This window comes from Pedobacter westerhofensis, from assembly GCF_900182595.1.
In the GTDB taxonomy this organism is placed as follows: Bacteria; Bacteroidota; Bacteroidia; order Sphingobacteriales; family Sphingobacteriaceae; genus Pedobacter; species Pedobacter westerhofensis.
The window spans coordinates 1-18952 of sequence record NZ_FXTN01000010.1; the positions used below are offsets into that span (position 1 = coordinate 1).

Below are 18952 nucleotides of genomic sequence, written 5' to 3' on the forward strand. Positions count from 1 at the left end.
TTATCCTTCTCACTGTTTCCCTTCCTCCGAAGCGGGATGCAAAAGTAGGAAAAATATCGCTACAGCCAAACATTATCGGCAATTCATTTGTATGCGTGTGATAACACCCTAATTTTCAGACAGAAATATTTCAGGACAGGCAGACTTGAAACAAATCCATGTCTAAAATGATTCGCGCTTTCTCCTGACTTTGGTTTGGGTAAGTCCCCGTGTAACTACCGCTTGCGATAAAAATCACCTTGTTTTTCCACTGCCACTGCAAAATATCTGGCAAAATAGGTCTTAATTGTACATCAGAGCGATATAAGTAAGAAATCCGTACATTGTTTTTCCGCCTTTTACGCCAAAATAGCGCAGTCGCAGCGCAGATATAGCGCACAGATAGCGCTGTGATGTATAACTTTAGATAAATATCCTATAGACTTCATTGCAAATCAATCAGTTTATACACAAGAAAATCTTTTAAACTGATTACAATAATATCTTTTGCAATGGGGTAAGTCTCACTTTGCGGCGTAATGATGAATTTATATTTAGGTTATAAATCCTGAACACAACTTATAGATCCCTTAGAAACCACAGGAGAGTTTGATAATTTAATTTCAATACAAGCCACCGCTGTTACTCCCTGAACAAGAACCAAATCACATTCAGCTCCTGTTTGAGTGCGATAAAAAAACATTTCTGTATAATCTGGTTTACACTGATAGATCTGTTCAATGACATATCCTTCCCATGACCCACCGGCTACCGGATGCCCTAATAAACTATCTATTGAAGGGATATTTAATAACCTGTGCAGTATACCCGTATCCCTGATATAGGTTTTGGGCGATTTCACCAGCCTTTTTTTAGCATTCACGAACCATGGCTGCAATCGCCTCACCATATTGAATTTCGTCTATAATCACTGTGGAGTTTTCAAATTCCGTTAAGTAGGCATAGGCATCCTGCAGCTTAGCTTGATCTATAGGATTTTCCAAATCATGATAGACAGTCCCATGATCGGTTGTGCGCAGTTGTCTCGCCAGGGTTGTTTTGCCAACCTAACGCGGGCCCAGTATTGCTATCGCGGGTGACTTATTTAATGTTCGCTGGATTTCTGATTGAAGATTTCTCTTAAGCATCATCAAACATTACAATCGAACCTAGTAAATCCAAACTCAAACTTTGGATTTACTAGGTTAACCCCATTCAAAATAGATTTAAACGAAGATTGATAATCTTAAGTAAGTAGCTATTGGTTTTTCGGATTGGCCTGTAAACAGGAATACACAAGTTTTAATTCGATTCTTGGTTAATGGAAAAAACACCTTGTATAGTATAATGGAAGGCATTTCTTAGCCGTTTGATAGTCCAGGGGGCTATCAAACCCCTATCGAACCCCTACCAAGTAGTTACCGAATGTCTTCTGAAGATACTGTAAGTGCCTATTTGAACAGATTTAAGCAGTCCCTTCCATCGCTTCGCGGTTAATCAGGATCACTGCATCATCAAGCTCTCTCGACGAAACAGCAAGCAGGTCTATCAACTGACGTAATTCCTCATTCTCCACTTCAGAACCTTTGATCAAAGCAATCAAACCAAGAATATTGCTAAGCGGCCGCCTCACCTGGTGAGAATGTATCCAGGCAATTTCCTTGAGCTGCTCATTCTGACTGAGCAGCTGCTGCTCAAATTTTTTCTGCTTGTCTATATCCTGCAGCGCGCCAATCATCCGCACAGGTTCTCCCGCGGGACTAAAGATGACATATCCCCTGTCTCTGATATATTTCACTGTACCATCTGCACAGATATACCTGTATTCTGCAGACCAGTCTTTTCTTTTATGATCAAGAACCCGTTTAAACTCCTCCTGAACATAATCACGGTCATCAGGGTGGATTTTTTGCATCGCCCAAAAAGAATTGGCACTTGATTCCTTCGTATAACCGTAAGTTTCAAAATACCCCTGCATCCAGGTGAGTTCGTCCGTAACGATATTATAGTCCCAGATTACATCATTGGTAGCCCTGTTTACCGTCTCGTACAAATGCAGCAGGTCGCTGATCTTCTTCTCATCGTTAATAGACTTATCTATATCCGTGATCATCACCAGATATGCACCTTTTTCAATCAATGGTATATAGTGAAAAGTGATCTGTACGAAAAAACAATCGCCATTCTTTTTCTGGTGCAGCCATCTGCCGGAGTCATTTGTCAGTTCCCCAAACTCATCCAGGAAAGCTTTCACCCGCCCCCGCTCCTCACTTGGCCGGATATCAAATGCCGTCATCCTCAAAAACTCCGCCTCAGTAAATCCGTAAAGCTTAACCATTGCGTCATTCACTGCAAGAAACTGAAGCGTATCTTTAGTCATCACATACATCGGCAGCGGACTGCCATTAAAAAGCTGCTGGTAATTAAGTTCAGTGCCGAAGTGGATTTTCTTATAGAACCCTACTGAAAAATAGACAATAATAGCAGCTACCGACAGAAAAAGAAGATCTTTGAACAAAGAATACCTTCCAATCCCACCTTCAGGTGTTGAAGCAGCTGATAAATCTCTTATACTGTCAATTATCAGAAGGCAAATCACACCAACCATCAAATAAAAAAAGGTTATTTTGAATTTGGATAAGTTTTTCATGAGCATGAGATCCCTTATACCCCAACTTTATGCAAACAAAAATTAATGCACAATTAATATTAGCAGGAATATAAAAAACAAACATACCTAAAAGATACCAATTCATCACAAGCAGAACAAAAATGCCGGTTTTTTGCACCAACATTTCCTTTAGGTGCTAAAGGCAATTAATATTGCCCGGTAGCAAGTAAAACCAGAGTGCAGGCATTCATAGTCTCAATGCCGCTTGCCTTTAAAATAGCTTTCAGTTCGTCATTTTCTGTTCCGGGGTTAAAAATCACCCGCTTAGGCTTGGTCTCAAGGATGTAGTCGAAATACCCCGACTGCAGTGCAGGACCAATATATAGGGTAACTGTATCCACATCATGATGGATATCAACAGGCTTTTCAATGGCAACGCCGGCAACTTCGCCACTTTTTATACCAATATTCACGATAGAGTGACCTTTTGATTTCAGCATATGTGCTGCACGGTAAGCGTATCTTTCAGGGTTAGGACTTGCACCTATAATCAATGTATTCTTCATCACAGTAAGTTTAAATTTTGATACTCAATCATTCAATATCATATGAAGTGGAGATCATAAACAATCAGTGTTAAACCTAACAACAGCTTCAGCTTGCAAAATGTTTAATTAAAGTTGAGCACTGCGTTGGCACAGTTTACCCCATCGATCGCAGCAGAGACAATTCCGCCGGCATATCCTGCGCCCTCTGCACATGGATAAAGTCCCGCGACCTGCGGATGCTGAAAGGTTTCTCTGTCCCTTGGAATCCGGACCGGCGACGAGCTCCTGCTCTCCACGCCCACCAGGATCGATTCATTTGTGTAATAACCTTTGATTTTTTTACCGAAAACAGGCAAGGCACTTTTTAAGCTGGAGGCGATAAAGTCTGGCAGGGTTTCTTTGAGCATCACACTTCGTGTACCGGGCAAATAGGAATTGCGGGGCAGATCTACTGACACCCTGCCTTCAACAAAGTCTACCATACGTTGTCCCGGAGCAACTAAATTCCCTCCCCCCAGTGCAAAGGCTGTTTGTTCTATTCCGTGCTGGAAATCCATCATCCGCAGCGGATCATCGCCCGGAACATCTTCCAGGGTAACCTGCACCACTGTCCCTGAGTTTGCAAATGGGTTGTTCCTCTTGGAGGGCGACCAGCCATTCACTACAATTTCATTTTCATGAGTGGCGCAGGGCGCGATAATCCCACCCGGACACATACAGAATGAAAAGACGCCCCTGCTGCCCACCTGCTCAACCAGGCTGTAGTAAGCCGGGGGTAAAAATTCACTTCTCACTGCACAATGATACTGGGCAGCATCAATAATTTCCTGTGGGTGCTCAATACGTACACCCAAAGCAAAGGGCTTTGCTTCTACCAGGATGCCCTTTTTATTTAATAGTGTATAAATATCACGTGCCGAGTGGCCAGTAGCCAGAATTACGGCTTCGGCAGTGAGGCTTTCCTCATTGTTGACCACAACGCCTTTGATCCTGTCAAATTCGATCATCAGGTCTGTTACTTTTTTATCAAAATGGACCTCTCCCCCGGCATTTAAAATGGTTTCCCTGATAGCTGTTATAATATGGGGAAGTTTATTGGTACCGATATGCGGTCGGGCATCCACCAAAATATCGTCTGTTGCGCCATGCTGAACAAAAATCTGAAGAACCTTATTGATATCCCCCCTCTTATTGGAGCGGGTATACAGTTTTCCGTCAGAATAGGTTCCGGCACCACCTTCACCATAACAGTAGTTGGATTCGGTATTCACAATGCCTTCCTTGTTGATCAATGCCAGGTCTCTTCTGCGTTGTTTTACATCTTTACCGCGTTCAAGGACTATGGGTTTCATGCCGTTTTCAATACACTGCAAGGCAGCAAACAGACCAGCCGGGCCGGCGCCTACAATGATTACGCGTTTTTTATCACTTACGTTCTGATATTTAAGTGTAAACACCTCCGGGACCCGGGGCTCATCAATAAACACTTTCACCTGCATCCTGAAGATCACTTTGCGCGAACGTGCATCAATCGACCGTTTCAGGATTTGATATCCTTTAATGTGCAGCTGATCTGTTTTAAGTGCGATGGAGAGTTGTTTTAAAATATGCTCTTCCTGTCCCGCATCCTCAGGGGCGATAGTGATTTCTATTTCTTTCTGCATAAAATTCATGTCAGGTTTCTATCCTGAACACAGCAAAGATAAGGAAATACCAGGAAGATTTAATTTTTCCAGCTATTGCAGGCAGGGTACGGACAGCCATATGACCCACCTGTAATCCGGTTATTTAACTGAAGCACAACACAGATCTAAGCAATTCCCATTCATATAACCCAACGACATTGGTAATATAAATTAACATATGTGATATATAAAATTATAAATGAAACAAAAATGTAATTATAAATTTGATTAATAACAAAAAAGTTAACTCCTCTCCAATATTTTGATTTATACAGAATTTTATTTAACCAAATATATTAATTATCAAGCTATGTCAAATCAAATCAATTTCGTAAGAGGAGAAGGAATACATCTCTATACTTCTCAAAATGAGGACTATATAGATGCCGTCTCAGGCACATTTAACATCTCTCTCGGCTACAGTCATCCCGAACTTGTGGATGTGCTAAAAAAACAGGTGGAAGCTTTGATACATGTCTCTTCCTCTTTTACAGGCACCATTGCGCAGGATGTCCTTGATGATATCTTAGCAGTAGCTCCTGATTATCTCACTCATGGCTGGATGCGGGATATTATCGGGTCTACAGCCAATGAGGGCGCAGTAAAGATCGCCAATAAATATAATGGAAAAAGCGAGGTCATCAGCTTATCCCTGTCTCACCACGGGCAAACGCTCTACACTACCGGCATTTCCGGAAACGCCTTCCGGCGAAAGTCATTCCCAAACACCATCGCCATCCAGCACGGGACAGTACCCGCCCCATACTGTTACAGATGTCCGTTTGGGGCCATGGGAGCGCCGGAATGCGGATACCTGTGTGCTGAAGCTATCTATGATTATGCAGATTATGGCAGCTCAGACAATATATCCTGTATGATCATAGAGCCAATCCTGGGAAACGGCGGCAATATCATACCTCCCGAAGGATATTTTGAAAGAATCAGGAGAATTTGTGACGAGCTGGAAATTGTGCTGATTGCCGACGAAGTACAAACAGGGATCGGAAGAACAGGATATATGTTTGCAAGTGAATATTTTGATATCAATCCTGATATCATTACGCTGGCCAAAGGCCTCGGCGGTATTGGAATACCTTCGGCCGCAATCCTTTACAAACCGCAATTTGATGTCCTTGAAAAGTTTGAGCACTCTTACACTTCTGGAGGCAACCTGCTCTCTCTTGCCGCAGCCAGGAAAACAATCGAAGTAATTTCCAGGGAAGGCTTTCTCGAAAGCATTCGTGCAAACGGAGAATTCCTGGGCCGGGGCTTGCAGGAGCTGAAGGAACGTTACGGCCACATCATAGGGGACGTAAGGGGTATCGGCTATATGTGGGGCCTTGAGATTATTGATCAGGACAATGCCCCGGATACGGCGCTGACCAATCATATCCTGGATATTGCACTGGAAGATCAGCATATGATCATGCGGGGCTCACGTTACGGATTTGGCAATGTAGTAAAGGTTAGGCCCGCATTAACCACCACAGTGGAGGAAATTGAAGAAATCCTGTTCAGGCTGAATAAGATATTCGGCAGTTTGTAATTAAATTTTAAAATAAATTGATAAAGGAATGAAAGCGATTGTATATAACAACCCATGGGATATCAGCATTGAAGAAAGAGAAGAACCACTGATCACGTCACCTGATGAAGTGATCGTGGCCATCAGCGCAACAGGCATCTGCGGCACGGATCTGAGCATCGTTTCCGGAGAATATGCTGCCCGGCAGCGGGTAATCATAGGACATGAATCCGCCGGTGTCATTGTAGCAAGTGGCAGCAATGCATTGCACTGGAAAGAAGGCGACCGTGTAATTATTGACCCTACATACTATTGCGGAGAGTGCAGCCACTGCAGAAAGGGGCTGCGCAACCACTGTCTTAAAAAAGCAACCACAGAAGCAGGTGTATCCATAGATGGTACCTTTACCAGCTATTTTAAAACAACCAGCCGCTTCATTTATCCGCTGAATGACGGGATCCCCTTTGAGCAGGGCGCAATGTCTGAACCCCTCAGCTGTGTACTTACTGCGGTAAAAAAACTTGCCGTTAACCCATTCATGCGCACTGCAATCCTCGGCGGCGGCCCCATCGGCCTGCTTTTCTATCTTGCCCTCAGCCAGCATGGCCTCAGGAACGGAACAATCTACGAGGCTTCAAAGGACAGGATCAAGTTGATAGAACAGCGCGGGATATTGCAGGGCGACTGGAAACTGGAACCTGAATTTATCCCTGAGAAAAACCAGTTCGACCTGATCATAGATACTACGGGCAGTTTACTGGAAAAGTCTGTGCAAGCCATTGCAGATGGTGGAAAAATATCGCTAATGGGCTTGCGCAATAATCAGCAAACCATTAATCCAAGAGAGATTGCCGACCGGAGCATTTCTATTATCGGCTCCATTGATTCGCAGGACACCTTTAAACATGCCACCGACCTGATCAATAGCGGATCACTGGGGCTCGAAAAAATAATTACCAATCAATATCAGCTCAGTGATTTCAGCAAGGCCCTGAAAGACCTGGGATGTGATCTGCAGAAAAAACAAAGGAGCAATGAAATTGCCAGCCTGAAATCAGTAATCCTCATTTAATATATCATCACTATGAAATACATCATTTTTGATATCGACGGAACATTAACCGATACCACTGCAACAGACGATCAGTGCTTTACCCAGGCGCTGGAAGAGGTCTTTCATTTCAAAAACTTTAGCACAGAATATGGCGATTATACCAATACCACCGATTCTGGTATCATCGATCAGTTGTTCAGGGAACAACTGGGCCGGTCTTTTACCTGGCAGGAAAGGAACCACTTTATCCGGCGCTTTTGTGAACTGCTGGAGCAAGCCTATAAAAAGCAGCCGGGATGCATATCCGAGATAAACAACGCTGGCAGGACATTAAAAGCCCTGTACCGGCAAACAAATCTCAGCATTGGTTTGGCCACAGGCGGATGGCAGGAATCAGCACAGTTTAAATTGCGCTGTGCAGGTATTCCCATTCAAAGGCACACCGCAGCTTCGTTTGCACAGGATGCCATGGCAAGAAATGAAATCATCAGCGATACAATCAGGAAAATGGACACATATAACGGTGTCAAAATGGAATTATCCGAAATTGTGTACATTGGTGATGGCAACTGGGATTATCTGGCGGCCAAACAGCTGGGCATAAATTTTATTGGTATAGAAAACAAACGTCTTGATCACCTTTCAGAAATCATCAAGATTTCAGATTACGATCATCTCCACCGGCATATTGGTTTACAAACAAATACGATAGGATAAATGAAATTAAACCACAGCTATCGCAGAGCAACAAGCGTATTCTTTTTTATCGCTGGTTTAACCTATTCAAGCTGGGCCTGCCGTATCCATGAACTGCAGGCCAGCTTTCAGCTCAGTAATGCTGAGCTGGGCAGTATCTTGTTTGCCCTGCCCGTAGGGCTCATGATCAGCCTTCCCCTATCAGGATGGATGGTCACCCGCTTTGGCAGCCGCAAAATCCTGGTCGCCGCCGGACTATTCTTTCCTTTGATGTTATGCATGATCGGTTTTACGGTAAAGATCTGGCAGCTTGTGATCGTACTGTTTTTTTTTGGCTACCTCAACAATGTGTTTGAGGTAGCCATGAATACTCAGGCTGTAGGTATTGAAAACCTGTACAAAAGATCTATCATGACTTCCTTTCATGGATTGTGGAGCCTTGCAGGATTCACAGGAATTGCCCTCGGCACCCTCGCTATTGCGCTGAAATACCCGGTATGGCTGCATTTTTCGGCAATCGCCCTGATCTGCTGGACACTGGCCCTGCTCAACCGGAGGTCCCTGTTGCCAGAAGATGAGCCGCAGGAATCTCAGCCGGTTTTTGCTGTTCCGGACAAGAACATCCTCAAACTGGGAATGATCGCTTTTGCCAGCCTGATCACTGAGGGTACGATGTTCGACTGGAGCGGGATATATTTTCACAGAATTGTGATGGCCCCATCCTCCCTGACCACAGCAGGGTATATCGCATTTATGGGCACTATGGCAGCCGGCCGTTTTACGGGCGATCATCTGGTTACGCGTTTTAGCGTAAAACGCATTTTGCAATGGAGCGGCATTATCAGCACTTCCGGTTTACTGCTTGCGGTTGTTTTTCCAAATATTTATGTGGCTACACTGGGATTTCTGCTGGTAGGCATCGGCGTATCTTCAGTGGTTCCGCTTGCTATAGCACTGGCCGGGAAATCCAGCACGCTAGCACCCGGAATGGCAATAGCGGCGGTCTCAACTGTTGGCTTTCTGGGCTTTCTCATAGGCCCGCCGCTGATTGGCTTTATTGCTGAGGCCAGCAGCCTGCGCTGGTCGTTCACACTCATTGCTATTCTTGGTTTGGGGACTACACTTCTTGCTTCACGTATCAAACACTGAACATCATTCTTCTTCCTGCAACTGCCATAATGTAATTAATCTGCATACAATACTGCTGTGCCTGGGTGTTTACATACATCTTGTCAGGTTTTTGTCCCCAGTTGTAACATAGGTATGGAAATTGTATCTTACTCCATAAATTAACACTTGTTAAACCAAAACAGAATAAAAATGAAAAAAGCAATATTAGGAATTATTGGAGCCTTATTTGTCACTACCATGCTGAGCAGCTGTGGCTATAATTCAATGGTTAAGCTGGATGAAGATGTGAAAACAAAATGGAACCAGGTAGAAACCCAGTACCAGCGCCGCTCTGATCTGATCCCTAATTTAGTGAGTACCGTAAAGGGAGCAGCTAAATTTGAACAAAGTACATTAACCGCAGTGGTAGAAGCACGCTCTAAAGCCAGCCAGATCAAGGTAAATGCCGATGACCTTTCACCGGAAAAAATTGCTCAGTTCCAAGCTGCACAGGGACAGGTAGGACAGGCATTAAGCCGTTTGATGGTGCTGACAGAAAATTATCCTGAATTGAAAGCTACCCAACAGTTCAGTGATCTTTCTGTACAGCTGGAAGGAACAGAAAACAGGATTGCCGTTGCCCGCAAGGATTTTAACGATTCTGTGCAGGAATACAATACCAAAGTGAGATCGTTCCCAAACAACCTTACCGCGGGTATGTTCGGCTTTAAACAAAGAGCTGGTTTTAAGGCTGACGAAGGTGCCCAAAATGCTCCTAAAGTACAATTTTAATCTACAGCACAACAAATAAGGGTATCACGTGTTTAATCAGCATGTCATACCCTTATCTGTTTAATTCATATCACATATGTCATTTCTGACTGAACAAGAACAAGACCTGGTTACCAGCGCGATTAGCAATGCTGAAAAGCTTACCTCAGGCGAAATTAGGATTGCAGTAGAAAAACATTGTCCGGGTGAAGCCTTTGAAAGGGCTACTGCCTATTTTGGTAAATTAGGGATGGATAAAACGTCGTTACACAATGGCGTGCTGATCTATATCGCCTATGCTGATCAAAAATTTGCGATCATCGGCGACAGAGGTATCCACCGTGTGGTGCCACCAGATTTCTGGGAAACTACGCAGGTAGCAATGAAAGCACATTTTGCCAGTGGAAACATTCTGAATGGTATTGTTGCCGGGGTACAACTGGCAGGAGAAAAACTGGCCGCTCACTTTCCTCCTCAAAATGGAGATATCAATGAATTGCCCAATGACATTATTTTTATGGACAAAAGGGATGCTAACTAAGAACAAATGAAGAAAATAATCTTAGCCTTATTCCTGACACTATTATATACCGGTGGTTTTGCACAGGATTTCCCCGCAAAACCTGCAACTCTGGTAAATGACTATACAGGTACGCTCACGGAAGTACAAAAACAACAGCTGGAGAATAAGCTTGTAGCTTATGACGACTCCAGTTCTACACAAATTGCCATTGCGATTATCAAAAGTGTTGGTGAGTACGACATCAATGACTATGCGCTCGGTTTGGGCAGAAAATGGGGCGTAGGCGGCGCAAAGAAAAACAATGGCGTGATGATCGTGGTTGCGCTGGGCGACCGCAAGATCGCTATGCAAACAGGATATGGCCTGGAGGGGGCTTTGCCCGATATCATTACCAAGAGGATTATTGACAACGAAATTAAGCCCTATTTTAAGGAGGGCGATTATTACAGTGGCCTTGATGCAGGTACCACTGCGATTATCAAATACAGCAAGGGAGAGTACAAAAACGACAATCCAAAAGCCAAAGGATCTAAAAACGGCACCGGAAACGGAATCTTTATCCTGATTGTCATCATTGTTATCATCATCATTATTATCAGAAGAGGCGGCGGTGGTGGTGGCGGCAGTCAGATTTTAGGTGGCCGCGGTTCAGGATCCGGATTTTTAACCGGTATGCTGCTAGGCAACATGCTGGGCGGAAGAAGTTCCGGCAGCAGCTGGGGCGGTGGCAGCAGCGGAGGCGGCGGTGGTGGCTTTGGTGGTTTCGGCGGGGGTAGTTTTGGTGGCGGAGGCAGCAGCGGAAGCTGGTAACCTATGTACAGACGAGATCTTTTAACCGCAGAAATACAAAAGCTTGCCCAGGCACTGGCAAGGCTGATGGGACTGAAACAGGAAGGCAAACTTGAAGAAGCCGACAAAGGTATTGATGAACTGCTGGAAAATGATTTTGGAATTCTCTTTACAGACGTGCTCAACAGTAGCCTGGAGGACTTTGAACTTTTCCTGCAGCAAAAAGACTTCGCAGCTGAAAAGCTCGACTTCTTTTCACAGTTGCTCTACCTCAAATTTAGTACTGTAAATCTTACCAAAGAGAATAGATCACTGGCACATAAACTGAAGCTAATTTACCAGATCCTGGAAATCAAACATCATGTTGTAAACATGATCAGCATTGGGCGGCAAAAAAGCATAGAGCAATACTTAAACCTTAATTCCTGATGGAGATTTTAAAATGGCAGAAACTTTCATCCAGATATCTGGTGAAAGAGAGATGGGCGACTTTACGTGTAGATACTTGTAAATTACAGAATGGTACTGTCAAAGATGATTACTACGTGCTTGAATATCCAGATTGGGCAAATGCGATCGCTTTGACTGACGACAATAAATTAATCCTGGTACGACAGTACCGTCATGCCGCAGATATCATTTCGCTAGAAGTTCCGGGAGGAGTAATAGAACCGGGTGAAGACCCTGAGCTGGGCGTAAGACGTGAACTACTGGAAGAAACGGGCTATTCTTTTAAAAGCTGTGAGCTGATCGCTACACTTTATCCCAACCCTGCTACATCTACAAACAGAACTTTTACCTATTTGCTGAAAGGCGGTGTAAAAACTCAGGAGCAGCACCTGGATGAGCACGAGATCCTCAATGTAGAGGAATATACTATTGATGAAGTGAAACAGCTTTTAGTGGAGAACAAAATAGATCAGTCGCTCCATGCTGCCGCGCTGTTTTATGGCTTATTAAAGCTGGAGGCAATTAAGTAACAGAATTAGCTCATTTTGAGCTTTTTCTGTATATCATGTACGTAGCCTTTGAATTTCTTATCCGTATCGATGAGGTCTTCTACGGTCTGACAGGCATAAATCACAGTGGAATGGTCGCGGCCACCAAAAAAAGCACCAATCGTTTTCAAAGACGATTTGGTATGGCTTTTAGACAGGTACATGGAGATCTGACGGGCCTGTACAATTTCTCTTTTACGTGTCGGAGATTTCACCATATCCACAGGAACCTCAAAGTATTCACATACCAGTTTCTGGATGTATTCCATGGAAATCTCTTTTGTGGTGTTCTTGATAAAGTTCTTCAGCATTTGTTTAGCCAGACCAAGATCGATATCCTTTTTATTCAGCGTAGATTGTGCCAGCAGGGATACCATCGCTCCTTCCAGTTCCCGCACATTGTTATCAATGTTATGGGCTACATATTCAACTACTTCCTGCGGAAGCTCAATTCCGTCAGCATACATTTTCTTCCTCAGGATCGCAATACGCGTTTCCAGGTCAGGAATCTGAAGATCTGCAGAAAGGCCCCACTTGAAACGGCTCAGCAGGCGCTCTTCCAGTCCGGCTAAATCCTTTGGTGCTTTATCTGAAGTAAGGATAACCTGTTTGCCGGATTGGTGCAGGTGATTGAAAATATGGAAAAATATGTCCTGTGTTTTTTCCTTCCCAGCAAAGTTGTGTACATCATCCATAATGATGACATCCATCGCCTGATAGAAGTTCACAAAATCATTGATCGTATTATTTTTTAAGGAGTCTACAAACTGCTGGCAAAATTTCTCACAGGAAACATAGATGACCAGTTTATCGGGCATGGTCCTTTTGATCTCATTGCCGATCGCCTGGGCCAGATGGGTCTTCCCCAGGCCAACTCCTCCGTATACCATCAGGGGGTTAAAAGAGGTGCCCCCTGGCTTTGCAGCTACGGCATATCCTGCTGAGCGTGCGAGCCTGTTACAATCTCCCTCGATATAGTTTTCAAAGGTATAGTTTGAATTGAGCTGAGGGTCTACATTGAGTTTTTTCAGCCCCGGAATGATAAAAGGATTTTTAATGTCCTTATTGATAGAAACAGGTATTGGCATAGATTGCATTTTTGCTTCCGCGCCGTTACCATTGGAGGGTATATTAGTTGTATATGGCGAACCGCTGTTAGAAGATTTATCCACAACAATATTGTATTCCAACCTGCCTTCTTCTCCCAATTGCTTTTTTACCGTTTTGCGAAGCAGGCCGACATAGTGTTCCTCCAGCCATTCATAGAAGAATAAACTAGGCACCTGTATTGTCAAAACCTTGCCATCCAGTTTAAGGGCAGAAATCGGTTCGAACCAAGTTTTGAAGCTTTGGCCCGGGATATTGTCCTTAATAATCTGCAGACAGTTTTTCCATACTTCGGTACAAGTTTTTTCCATAGGTATTCTATAATTTGTCGGTTTTAGGTAGCTAAAACAGCTTATTGAAAATACTGTTTCGGGAGATCGAAGATTCAAAAAATTATCAACAAAAAAAACTAAAATTTCATTTATTTAGTAAGTACTTAGGCAGCAGAGCAGTACCCCGCTTAACCTCAATTTTTTGTGTGGATAACTATTTCTTAACATCTTTTTAGTGCTCTCCGAAAACGGTTCGCAGTACATCTGAGATTTCTCCAAGCGTACAATAAACCTCAACTGCGCTAAGAATAAATGGCATCAAATTATCCGAAGATTCTGCGGCAGTTTTCAATCTATCAAGCGCAGAAGCCACTTCAACGCTGTTTCTCCCTTCCTTTAAACGTTTTATCTTTTCAATTTGTATTGATCTGATCGACTCATCAATCTGAAGGGTATCGGTAAACACTTCCTCTGTTTGTGCAAATCTGTTCACACCTACAATAACCCGGCCACCATCTTCAATTTCCAGCTGATAATTATAAGCAGCGGCGGCGATTTCATTCTGCATATATCTGTTTTCTATCGCAGCTACCGATCCTCCCATGATATCAATTTTATCAATGTATAACTGCGCCGCGCATTCAATTTCGTCCGTCAGCGTTTCCACAAAATAGGATCCCGCCAGAGGGTCTGCGGTGTCGGCTACCCCGCTCTCATATGCGATCAGTTGTTGGGTGCGCAGGGCAATTTTTGCAGCAGCTTCTGTAGGAAGTGACAGTGCTTCATCATAACCGTTCGTGTGTAAAGACTGCGTGCCGCCAAGCACTGCGGCCATAGCCTGATTGGTAACTCTCACGATGTTATTCATCGGCTGCTGCGCTGTTAAAGTAGATCCTCCGGTCTGGGTATGAAAACGCAGCATCTGCGCTTTTTCATCGGTAGCGCCAAGATCTCTGGTCATCTTTGCCCACATTCTTCGTGCAGCGCGGAATTTTGCAATTTCTTCAAAGAAGTTGTTGTGGCAATTGAAAAAGAAGGACAGCCTTTTTGCAAAAACATTGATATCAAGCCCTTTTGCAAGGGCAGCATTCAAATAGGCCTTGCCATTGGAAAGCGTAAAGGCAAGTTCCTGCACAGCGGTAGATCCGGCCTCGCGGATATGGTAGCCCGAAATTGAGATCGTGTTCCATTTGGGCACTTCCCTGCTGCAATACTCAAAAATATCCGTGATGATCCGCATAGAGGCCTTTGGCGGATAAATATAGGTACCTCTGGCAGCGTATTCTTTAAGGATATCATTCTGGATGGTCCCGGAAATCTGACGGAGGTCTGCACCCTGTTTTTTCGCCAGCGCAATATACATCGCCAGCAGGATGGATGCGGTTGCATTGATGGTCATGGAGGTGGTGATCTTTTGCAGTTCGATGCCCTCAAAAAGTATCTCCATGTCTTGTAGTGAATCAATAGCCACTCCTACCTTGCCTACTTCCCCCTCAGACAGCTCATGGTCGGAATCATAGCCAATCTGTGTAGGCAGATCAAAGGCCACTGATAAACCTGTTGTGCCCTGCTGTAACAGGTAATGGTACCGCTGATTGGATTCCTCAGCAGTACTGAAACCGGCGTACTGCCGCATGGTCCATAACCGGCCTCTGTACATATCCCGCTGTATTCCCCTTGTAAAAGGAAATTCACCAGGCTTCTCAGTGATCCTGCGGGCTTCCGTATAGAGCGGTCTGATCTCTATGGCAGAGCTTGTAAAGCACTTCTTTTCTTCCATACGTAGAATACAAATAATTTATATTTGGTTTACAGTTTAAAACAACTGATGAATATCCTGTTTGATCAGCTCTATCGTCAGATCGTACGGGTTTTCGGCTATCCCTGCCAGGTGTTCCAAAACTGTCCTGCTCAAATCCCTGCCACTGGCCTCTGCCGGCAGTGTCCCAACAGCATTATTGACCATCGCAATGGTATCGTCTTTCAATTTACGCAATACATTCCAGCTTGCGGCATTTATATACAATTGCTGACTTACATTGTGCTGGTACTCCGTCCGCACTTCATTCAGTATCCGCGCCTGCAATTCTACAGCGGGAACACCCGGCTCATACAGCCTCAGGAACAGGTTTGAGGGATTAAGGCGCTCTATAAAAACAATCATGCGCTCATGTGCCTGCAGGCGGAGCTGAAGCAGCCGCCCCCCCTCTTCTTTCCCGCTTTCAGCAGCCTGTGGCAGAAAGTATTTCAGGATATCATTTTTGAGCAGGAACCAAGATACGGTAAGCATGATAATTCCACCTGCAGCATGCACAGCAACCTGTGCAAAAAAATATTGTATGTTCATTTTATGATTGTTAATTGCTAACAAAAATGTGTTTTTATTATGAATAAATTCAATTCTTTACGTCAAATTGACGATGCGCAGGATTTAGCTGTATGCAGTATAAACCATTTGTTATTATCTTTGTGAAACCTAATTAGATATATCATGAGCATAGTTGAAACAGCATTTGCACCGGTTTCATTTACTGAAACGGCCGTAAAAGAACTTTTAAAGTTAAAAGACCAGCAGGAAATATCTGACGATTTTGGTTTGCGTGTTGGTGTTGAAGGCGGCGGATGTTCAGGAATGAGCTATCTGCTTGGTTTTGATCAGAAGAAAGACGGCGATCAGGAATTTATCATTGACGGAATTAAGATTTATATGAATAAAGCGCACCAAATGTATCTGCTGGGAATGCAGGTAGACTGGCAGGACGGGCTAAACTCCAGGGGCTTTACTTTCAGCAACCCAAATGCAGACAGTACCTGCGGTTGCGGAACCAGTTTCTCAGTTTAAGTTTTTTTCGTTCGCGTGTAACATTTTGCAGGTCCCGTTGTCATAGCAGCGGGACTTTTTTAGTTCTGTTAACTCCATCTAAATCGATTTGAGGAAATGACCTATACCGAAAATATCAGGCTTGCCCTGCAGGCGATACAAAGCAACCGTCTCCGTACGATGCTCACCGCATTGATCATTGCTATTGGCTTGTCGGCACTGGTGGGAATCCTCACTACACTTGATGCCGTAAAGAAAAGCATGACGGAGGCCTTCTCAAATATGGGGGCCAACTCGTTCACCATCAGAAACAGGGGAACAGGTATCCGTATCGGAGGGCCAGGTGAAGGTCCCAAACCATTTAAATCGATACGTTACGAAGATGCCTTTGCATTAAAAAACCGGCTGGATGCTCCTGCATCGGTTACCATCAGCGTAACAGCCACGCGTGGCGCTACTGCCAAATACAGCAAGGAGAAAACGAATCCAAACATATCTATACAGGGAATTGATGAAAACGGACTGAAAGCACAGGGACTTGATCTGGCGCAGGGCAGAAATTTCAGCAGTGCCGAAGCAGAACTTGGCAATAACCTGTGTATTATCGGCAGTGAGATTGCCACCACCTTATTTAAACACGAATCCCCTATAGACAAAGTGCTCACCGCCGGTAACAGCCGGCTCAAGGTAATAGGGGTACTTGCCAGCAAGGGCTCCAGTATGGGATCCAATACCGACAGGGCTGTATTTATACCCCTGTACAAAGCCAAGGTGATCAACTCCAGCAGCAATCCTTCCTATACGCTGACTGTTACTGTAAACAGCAACGAACAGATGGAAACAGTGATTGGTGAGGCTACAGCTGAATTCAGAAAGGTGCGGAAAGTGAAAATTACGGAGCCAAACAATTTTGAAATTACCAAGAGTGATGCCGTTGCACAAACTTTATTCGAAAACCTGGCCATGATAGCCATCGGGGGTATCACGATCGGTGTGATCACGCTGGTTGGCGCCTCTATCGGGCTCATGAACATCATGCTGGTATCCGTAACCGAAAGAACGCGCGAGATAGGCATCAGGAAAGCTATTGGAGCTAACCCTTCGGTGATCCGCAAACAGTTCCTTATAGAGGCTGTAATGATCTGCCTGATGGGGGGTACAATGGGCATACTCTTCGGGATTTTGCTGGGAAATGCAATTTCACTGGCCATGGGCGGATCATTTATCATTCCATGGCTGTTTATTTTTGGCGGATTTGTGCTCTGCGTACTGGTTGGTGTGCTGTCAGGCTATTATCCGGCAAGAAAGGCATCAAAGCTGGACCCTGTAGAGGCCTTACGGTATGAGTAAAAAAAAGGGAGCACATCTCAGATACGCTCCCTTTTTATAGTTAAAAACAAGACAATACTATCTTGCGCTGTATTGCGTTTCGTAATACTTCTGGTAGTTACCAGAGGTTACGTTGGTTAACCACTCTTCGTTCTCCAAATACCATTCAACTGTTTTCTCCAATCCTTCTTCAAACTGAAGGCTTGGTACCCAGTTTAATTTTTCCTGCAGTTTCGTAGAATCAATTGCATAACGCAGGTCGTGCCCTGCACGGTCTGTTACAAAAGTGATCAGACTGGCAGATTCACCTTCTGCACGTCCAAGCTTCTTGTCCATGATCTTGCATAGCAGATGGATCAGGTCAATATTTTTCCATTCATTGTGACCACCAATATTGTAGGTCTCCCCTGTTTTAGCTTCGTGGAAGATCACATCGATAGCCCTTGCATGATCCTCTACCCATAACCAGTCGCGGATATTCTCTCCTTTACCATAAACCGGTACCGGAAGACCATTTTTGATATTATTGATGGCCAGGGGAATCAGTTTTTCAGGAAAGTGGTGAGAACCGTAATTGTTGGAACAGTTAGAAATCACCACATCAATTCCATAAGTATCATGGTATGCCCTTACAAAGTGGTCAGACGAAGCTTTTGACGCCGAATACGGACTGTGCGGATCATAACCGGTAGTTTCAGTAAACATACCTGTGTCACCTAATGCACCATACACCTCGTCGGTAGAAACATGATAAAATCTTTTTTTGTCATAATCACCCTTCCAGAACTCACGTGCCGAATTCAGCAGGTTAACAGTTCCGATTACGTTAGTCATTACAAAAGCAGTAGGATCCGTTATAGAACGGTCTACATGCGATTCTGCCGCAAGGTGTATCACTGCATCGAAATTCTCTTTTTCGAAGAGCTCATTGATTTCTACAGCGTCAGTAATATCGGCCTTTACAAATCTGTAATTCGGGCTTGCCTCAATATCAGTTAAATTGGCAAGATTACCTGCATAAGTTAGTTTATCAAGATTTACGATTTCGTAATCAGGATATTTATTCACAAATCTGCGCACTACGTGAGAGCCTATAAATCCTGCTCCGCCGGTTATTAAAATTTTTTTCATCAG

At 44.1% G+C, this 18952-nt stretch carries 19 protein-coding genes and 1 pseudogene; 11 read left to right on the top strand and 9 right to left on the bottom strand.

The genetic code is table 11. The annotated features are described in order from the left end of the window. Positions 1 to 538 precede the first annotated feature (538 nt). From FN831_RS18730 to FN831_RS18745, 5 genes and pseudogenes are all read right to left on the bottom strand, one after another. Positions 539 to 889: a DUF4143 domain-containing protein gene (locus tag FN831_RS18730; RefSeq protein ID WP_142529729.1), complete on the bottom strand. Its 351-nt coding sequence runs from the start codon at positions 887 to 889 to the stop codon at positions 539 to 541. Then, a pseudogene (locus FN831_RS28460) lies at positions 852 to 1034 on the bottom strand (hypothetical protein); the annotation flags it as partial. The pseudogene FN831_RS28460 and the gene FN831_RS18730, both read right to left, overlap by 38 nt. A 410-nt stretch (positions 1035 to 1444) precedes the next feature. Beyond that, positions 1445 to 2497, bottom strand: coding sequence for a PAS domain-containing protein (locus tag FN831_RS18735; RefSeq protein ID WP_221931357.1), 1053 nt, complete (start codon positions 2495 to 2497; stop codon positions 1445 to 1447). Between the two features lie 299 nt (positions 2498 to 2796). Beyond that, positions 2797 to 3156, bottom strand: a complete 360-nt coding sequence (locus tag FN831_RS18740; RefSeq protein ID WP_142529731.1) for a CoA-binding protein — start codon at positions 3154 to 3156, stop codon at positions 2797 to 2799. A 104-nt stretch (positions 3157 to 3260) separates the two neighbouring features. Continuing rightward, positions 3261 to 4802 carry an NAD(P)/FAD-dependent oxidoreductase gene (locus FN831_RS18745; RefSeq protein WP_142529732.1) on the bottom strand — a complete coding sequence of 514 codons (1542 nt, stop codon included), beginning with the start codon at positions 4800 to 4802 and terminating at the stop codon, positions 3261 to 3263. A 331-nt stretch (positions 4803 to 5133) separates the two neighbouring features. Between FN831_RS18745 and FN831_RS18750 the strand changes: the two genes are divergently transcribed. The 9 genes from FN831_RS18750 to FN831_RS18790 all read left to right on the top strand — a co-directional run bounded on the left by FN831_RS18750 (position 5134) and on the right by FN831_RS18790 (position 12271). After that, positions 5134 to 6369 carry an aspartate aminotransferase family protein gene (locus tag FN831_RS18750; protein ID WP_142529733.1) on the top strand — a complete coding sequence of 412 codons (1236 nt, stop codon included), beginning with the start codon at positions 5134 to 5136 and terminating at the stop codon, positions 6367 to 6369. A gap of 28 nt (positions 6370 to 6397) precedes the next feature. Continuing rightward, complete coding sequence (locus FN831_RS18755) at positions 6398 to 7420, top strand: zinc-dependent alcohol dehydrogenase (RefSeq protein ID WP_142529734.1); 1023 nt, start codon at positions 6398 to 6400, stop codon at positions 7418 to 7420. Positions 7421 to 7432: 12 nt separating this feature from the next. Beyond that, entirely contained in the window at positions 7433 to 8119 is a 687-nt protein-coding gene (locus FN831_RS18760) for an HAD family hydrolase (protein ID WP_142529735.1), read from the top strand. Further along, the gene (locus FN831_RS18765) at positions 8120 to 9247 is read left to right on the top strand and encodes an MFS transporter (RefSeq protein WP_142529736.1); all 1128 of its coding nucleotides are present in this window, start codon (positions 8120 to 8122) and stop codon (positions 9245 to 9247) included. A 171-nt stretch (positions 9248 to 9418) separates the two neighbouring features. Then, positions 9419 to 10000 carry a LemA family protein gene (locus FN831_RS18770; RefSeq protein WP_142529737.1) on the top strand — a complete coding sequence of 194 codons (582 nt, stop codon included), beginning with the start codon at positions 9419 to 9421 and terminating at the stop codon, positions 9998 to 10000. Between the two features lie 76 nt (positions 10001 to 10076). After that, positions 10077 to 10520 carry a TPM domain-containing protein gene (locus FN831_RS18775; RefSeq protein WP_142529738.1) on the top strand — a complete coding sequence of 148 codons (444 nt, stop codon included), beginning with the start codon at positions 10077 to 10079 and terminating at the stop codon, positions 10518 to 10520. A 6-nt stretch (positions 10521 to 10526) separates the two neighbouring features. Further along, positions 10527 to 11312, top strand: coding sequence for a TPM domain-containing protein (locus tag FN831_RS18780; RefSeq protein ID WP_142529739.1), 786 nt, complete (start codon positions 10527 to 10529; stop codon positions 11310 to 11312). A 3-nt stretch (positions 11313 to 11315) separates the two neighbouring features. Continuing rightward, the gene (locus FN831_RS18785) at positions 11316 to 11720 is read left to right on the top strand and encodes a hypothetical protein (protein ID WP_142529740.1); all 405 of its coding nucleotides are present in this window, start codon (positions 11316 to 11318) and stop codon (positions 11718 to 11720) included. Then, positions 11720 to 12271, top strand: coding sequence for an NUDIX hydrolase (locus FN831_RS18790; protein ID WP_185960538.1), 552 nt, complete (start codon positions 11720 to 11722; stop codon positions 12269 to 12271). The genes FN831_RS18785 and FN831_RS18790 overlap by 1 nt, the downstream gene beginning before the upstream one ends. A 5-nt stretch (positions 12272 to 12276) precedes the next feature. Here FN831_RS18790 and dnaA read toward each other — a convergent pair whose 3' ends face one another. The 3 genes from dnaA to FN831_RS18805 form a co-directional block, all read right to left on the bottom strand. Beyond that, positions 12277 to 13707 (bottom strand): chromosomal replication initiator protein DnaA, encoded by a 1431-nt coding sequence (gene dnaA / locus FN831_RS18795; RefSeq protein ID WP_142529741.1) that lies wholly within the window; start codon positions 13705 to 13707, stop codon positions 12277 to 12279. Between the two features lie 193 nt (positions 13708 to 13900). After that, positions 13901 to 15448 carry an acyl-CoA mutase large subunit family protein gene (locus FN831_RS18800; protein ID WP_142529742.1) on the bottom strand — a complete coding sequence of 516 codons (1548 nt, stop codon included), beginning with the start codon at positions 15446 to 15448 and terminating at the stop codon, positions 13901 to 13903. Between the two features lie 36 nt (positions 15449 to 15484). Further along, complete coding sequence (locus FN831_RS18805; RefSeq protein WP_142529743.1) at positions 15485 to 16015, bottom strand: DUF7935 family protein; 531 nt, start codon at positions 16013 to 16015, stop codon at positions 15485 to 15487. 144 nt (positions 16016 to 16159) lie between these two features. Between FN831_RS18805 and FN831_RS18810 the strand changes: the two genes are divergently transcribed. Continuing rightward, complete coding sequence (locus tag FN831_RS18810) at positions 16160 to 16510, top strand: HesB/IscA family protein (protein WP_142529744.1); 351 nt, start codon at positions 16160 to 16162, stop codon at positions 16508 to 16510. Positions 16511 to 16606: 96 nt separating this feature from the next. Then, positions 16607 to 17839, top strand: coding sequence for an ABC transporter permease (locus FN831_RS18815; protein WP_142529745.1), 1233 nt, complete (start codon positions 16607 to 16609; stop codon positions 17837 to 17839). A 57-nt stretch (positions 17840 to 17896) separates the two neighbouring features. On the opposite strand, the gene rfbB is transcribed toward FN831_RS18815, so the two are convergent. Then, a complete protein-coding gene (rfbB, locus tag FN831_RS18820; protein WP_142529746.1) occupies positions 17897 to 18949 on the bottom strand; it encodes a dTDP-glucose 4,6-dehydratase in 1053 nt (350 codons plus the stop codon). Positions 18950 to 18952: the final 3 nt, after the last annotated feature.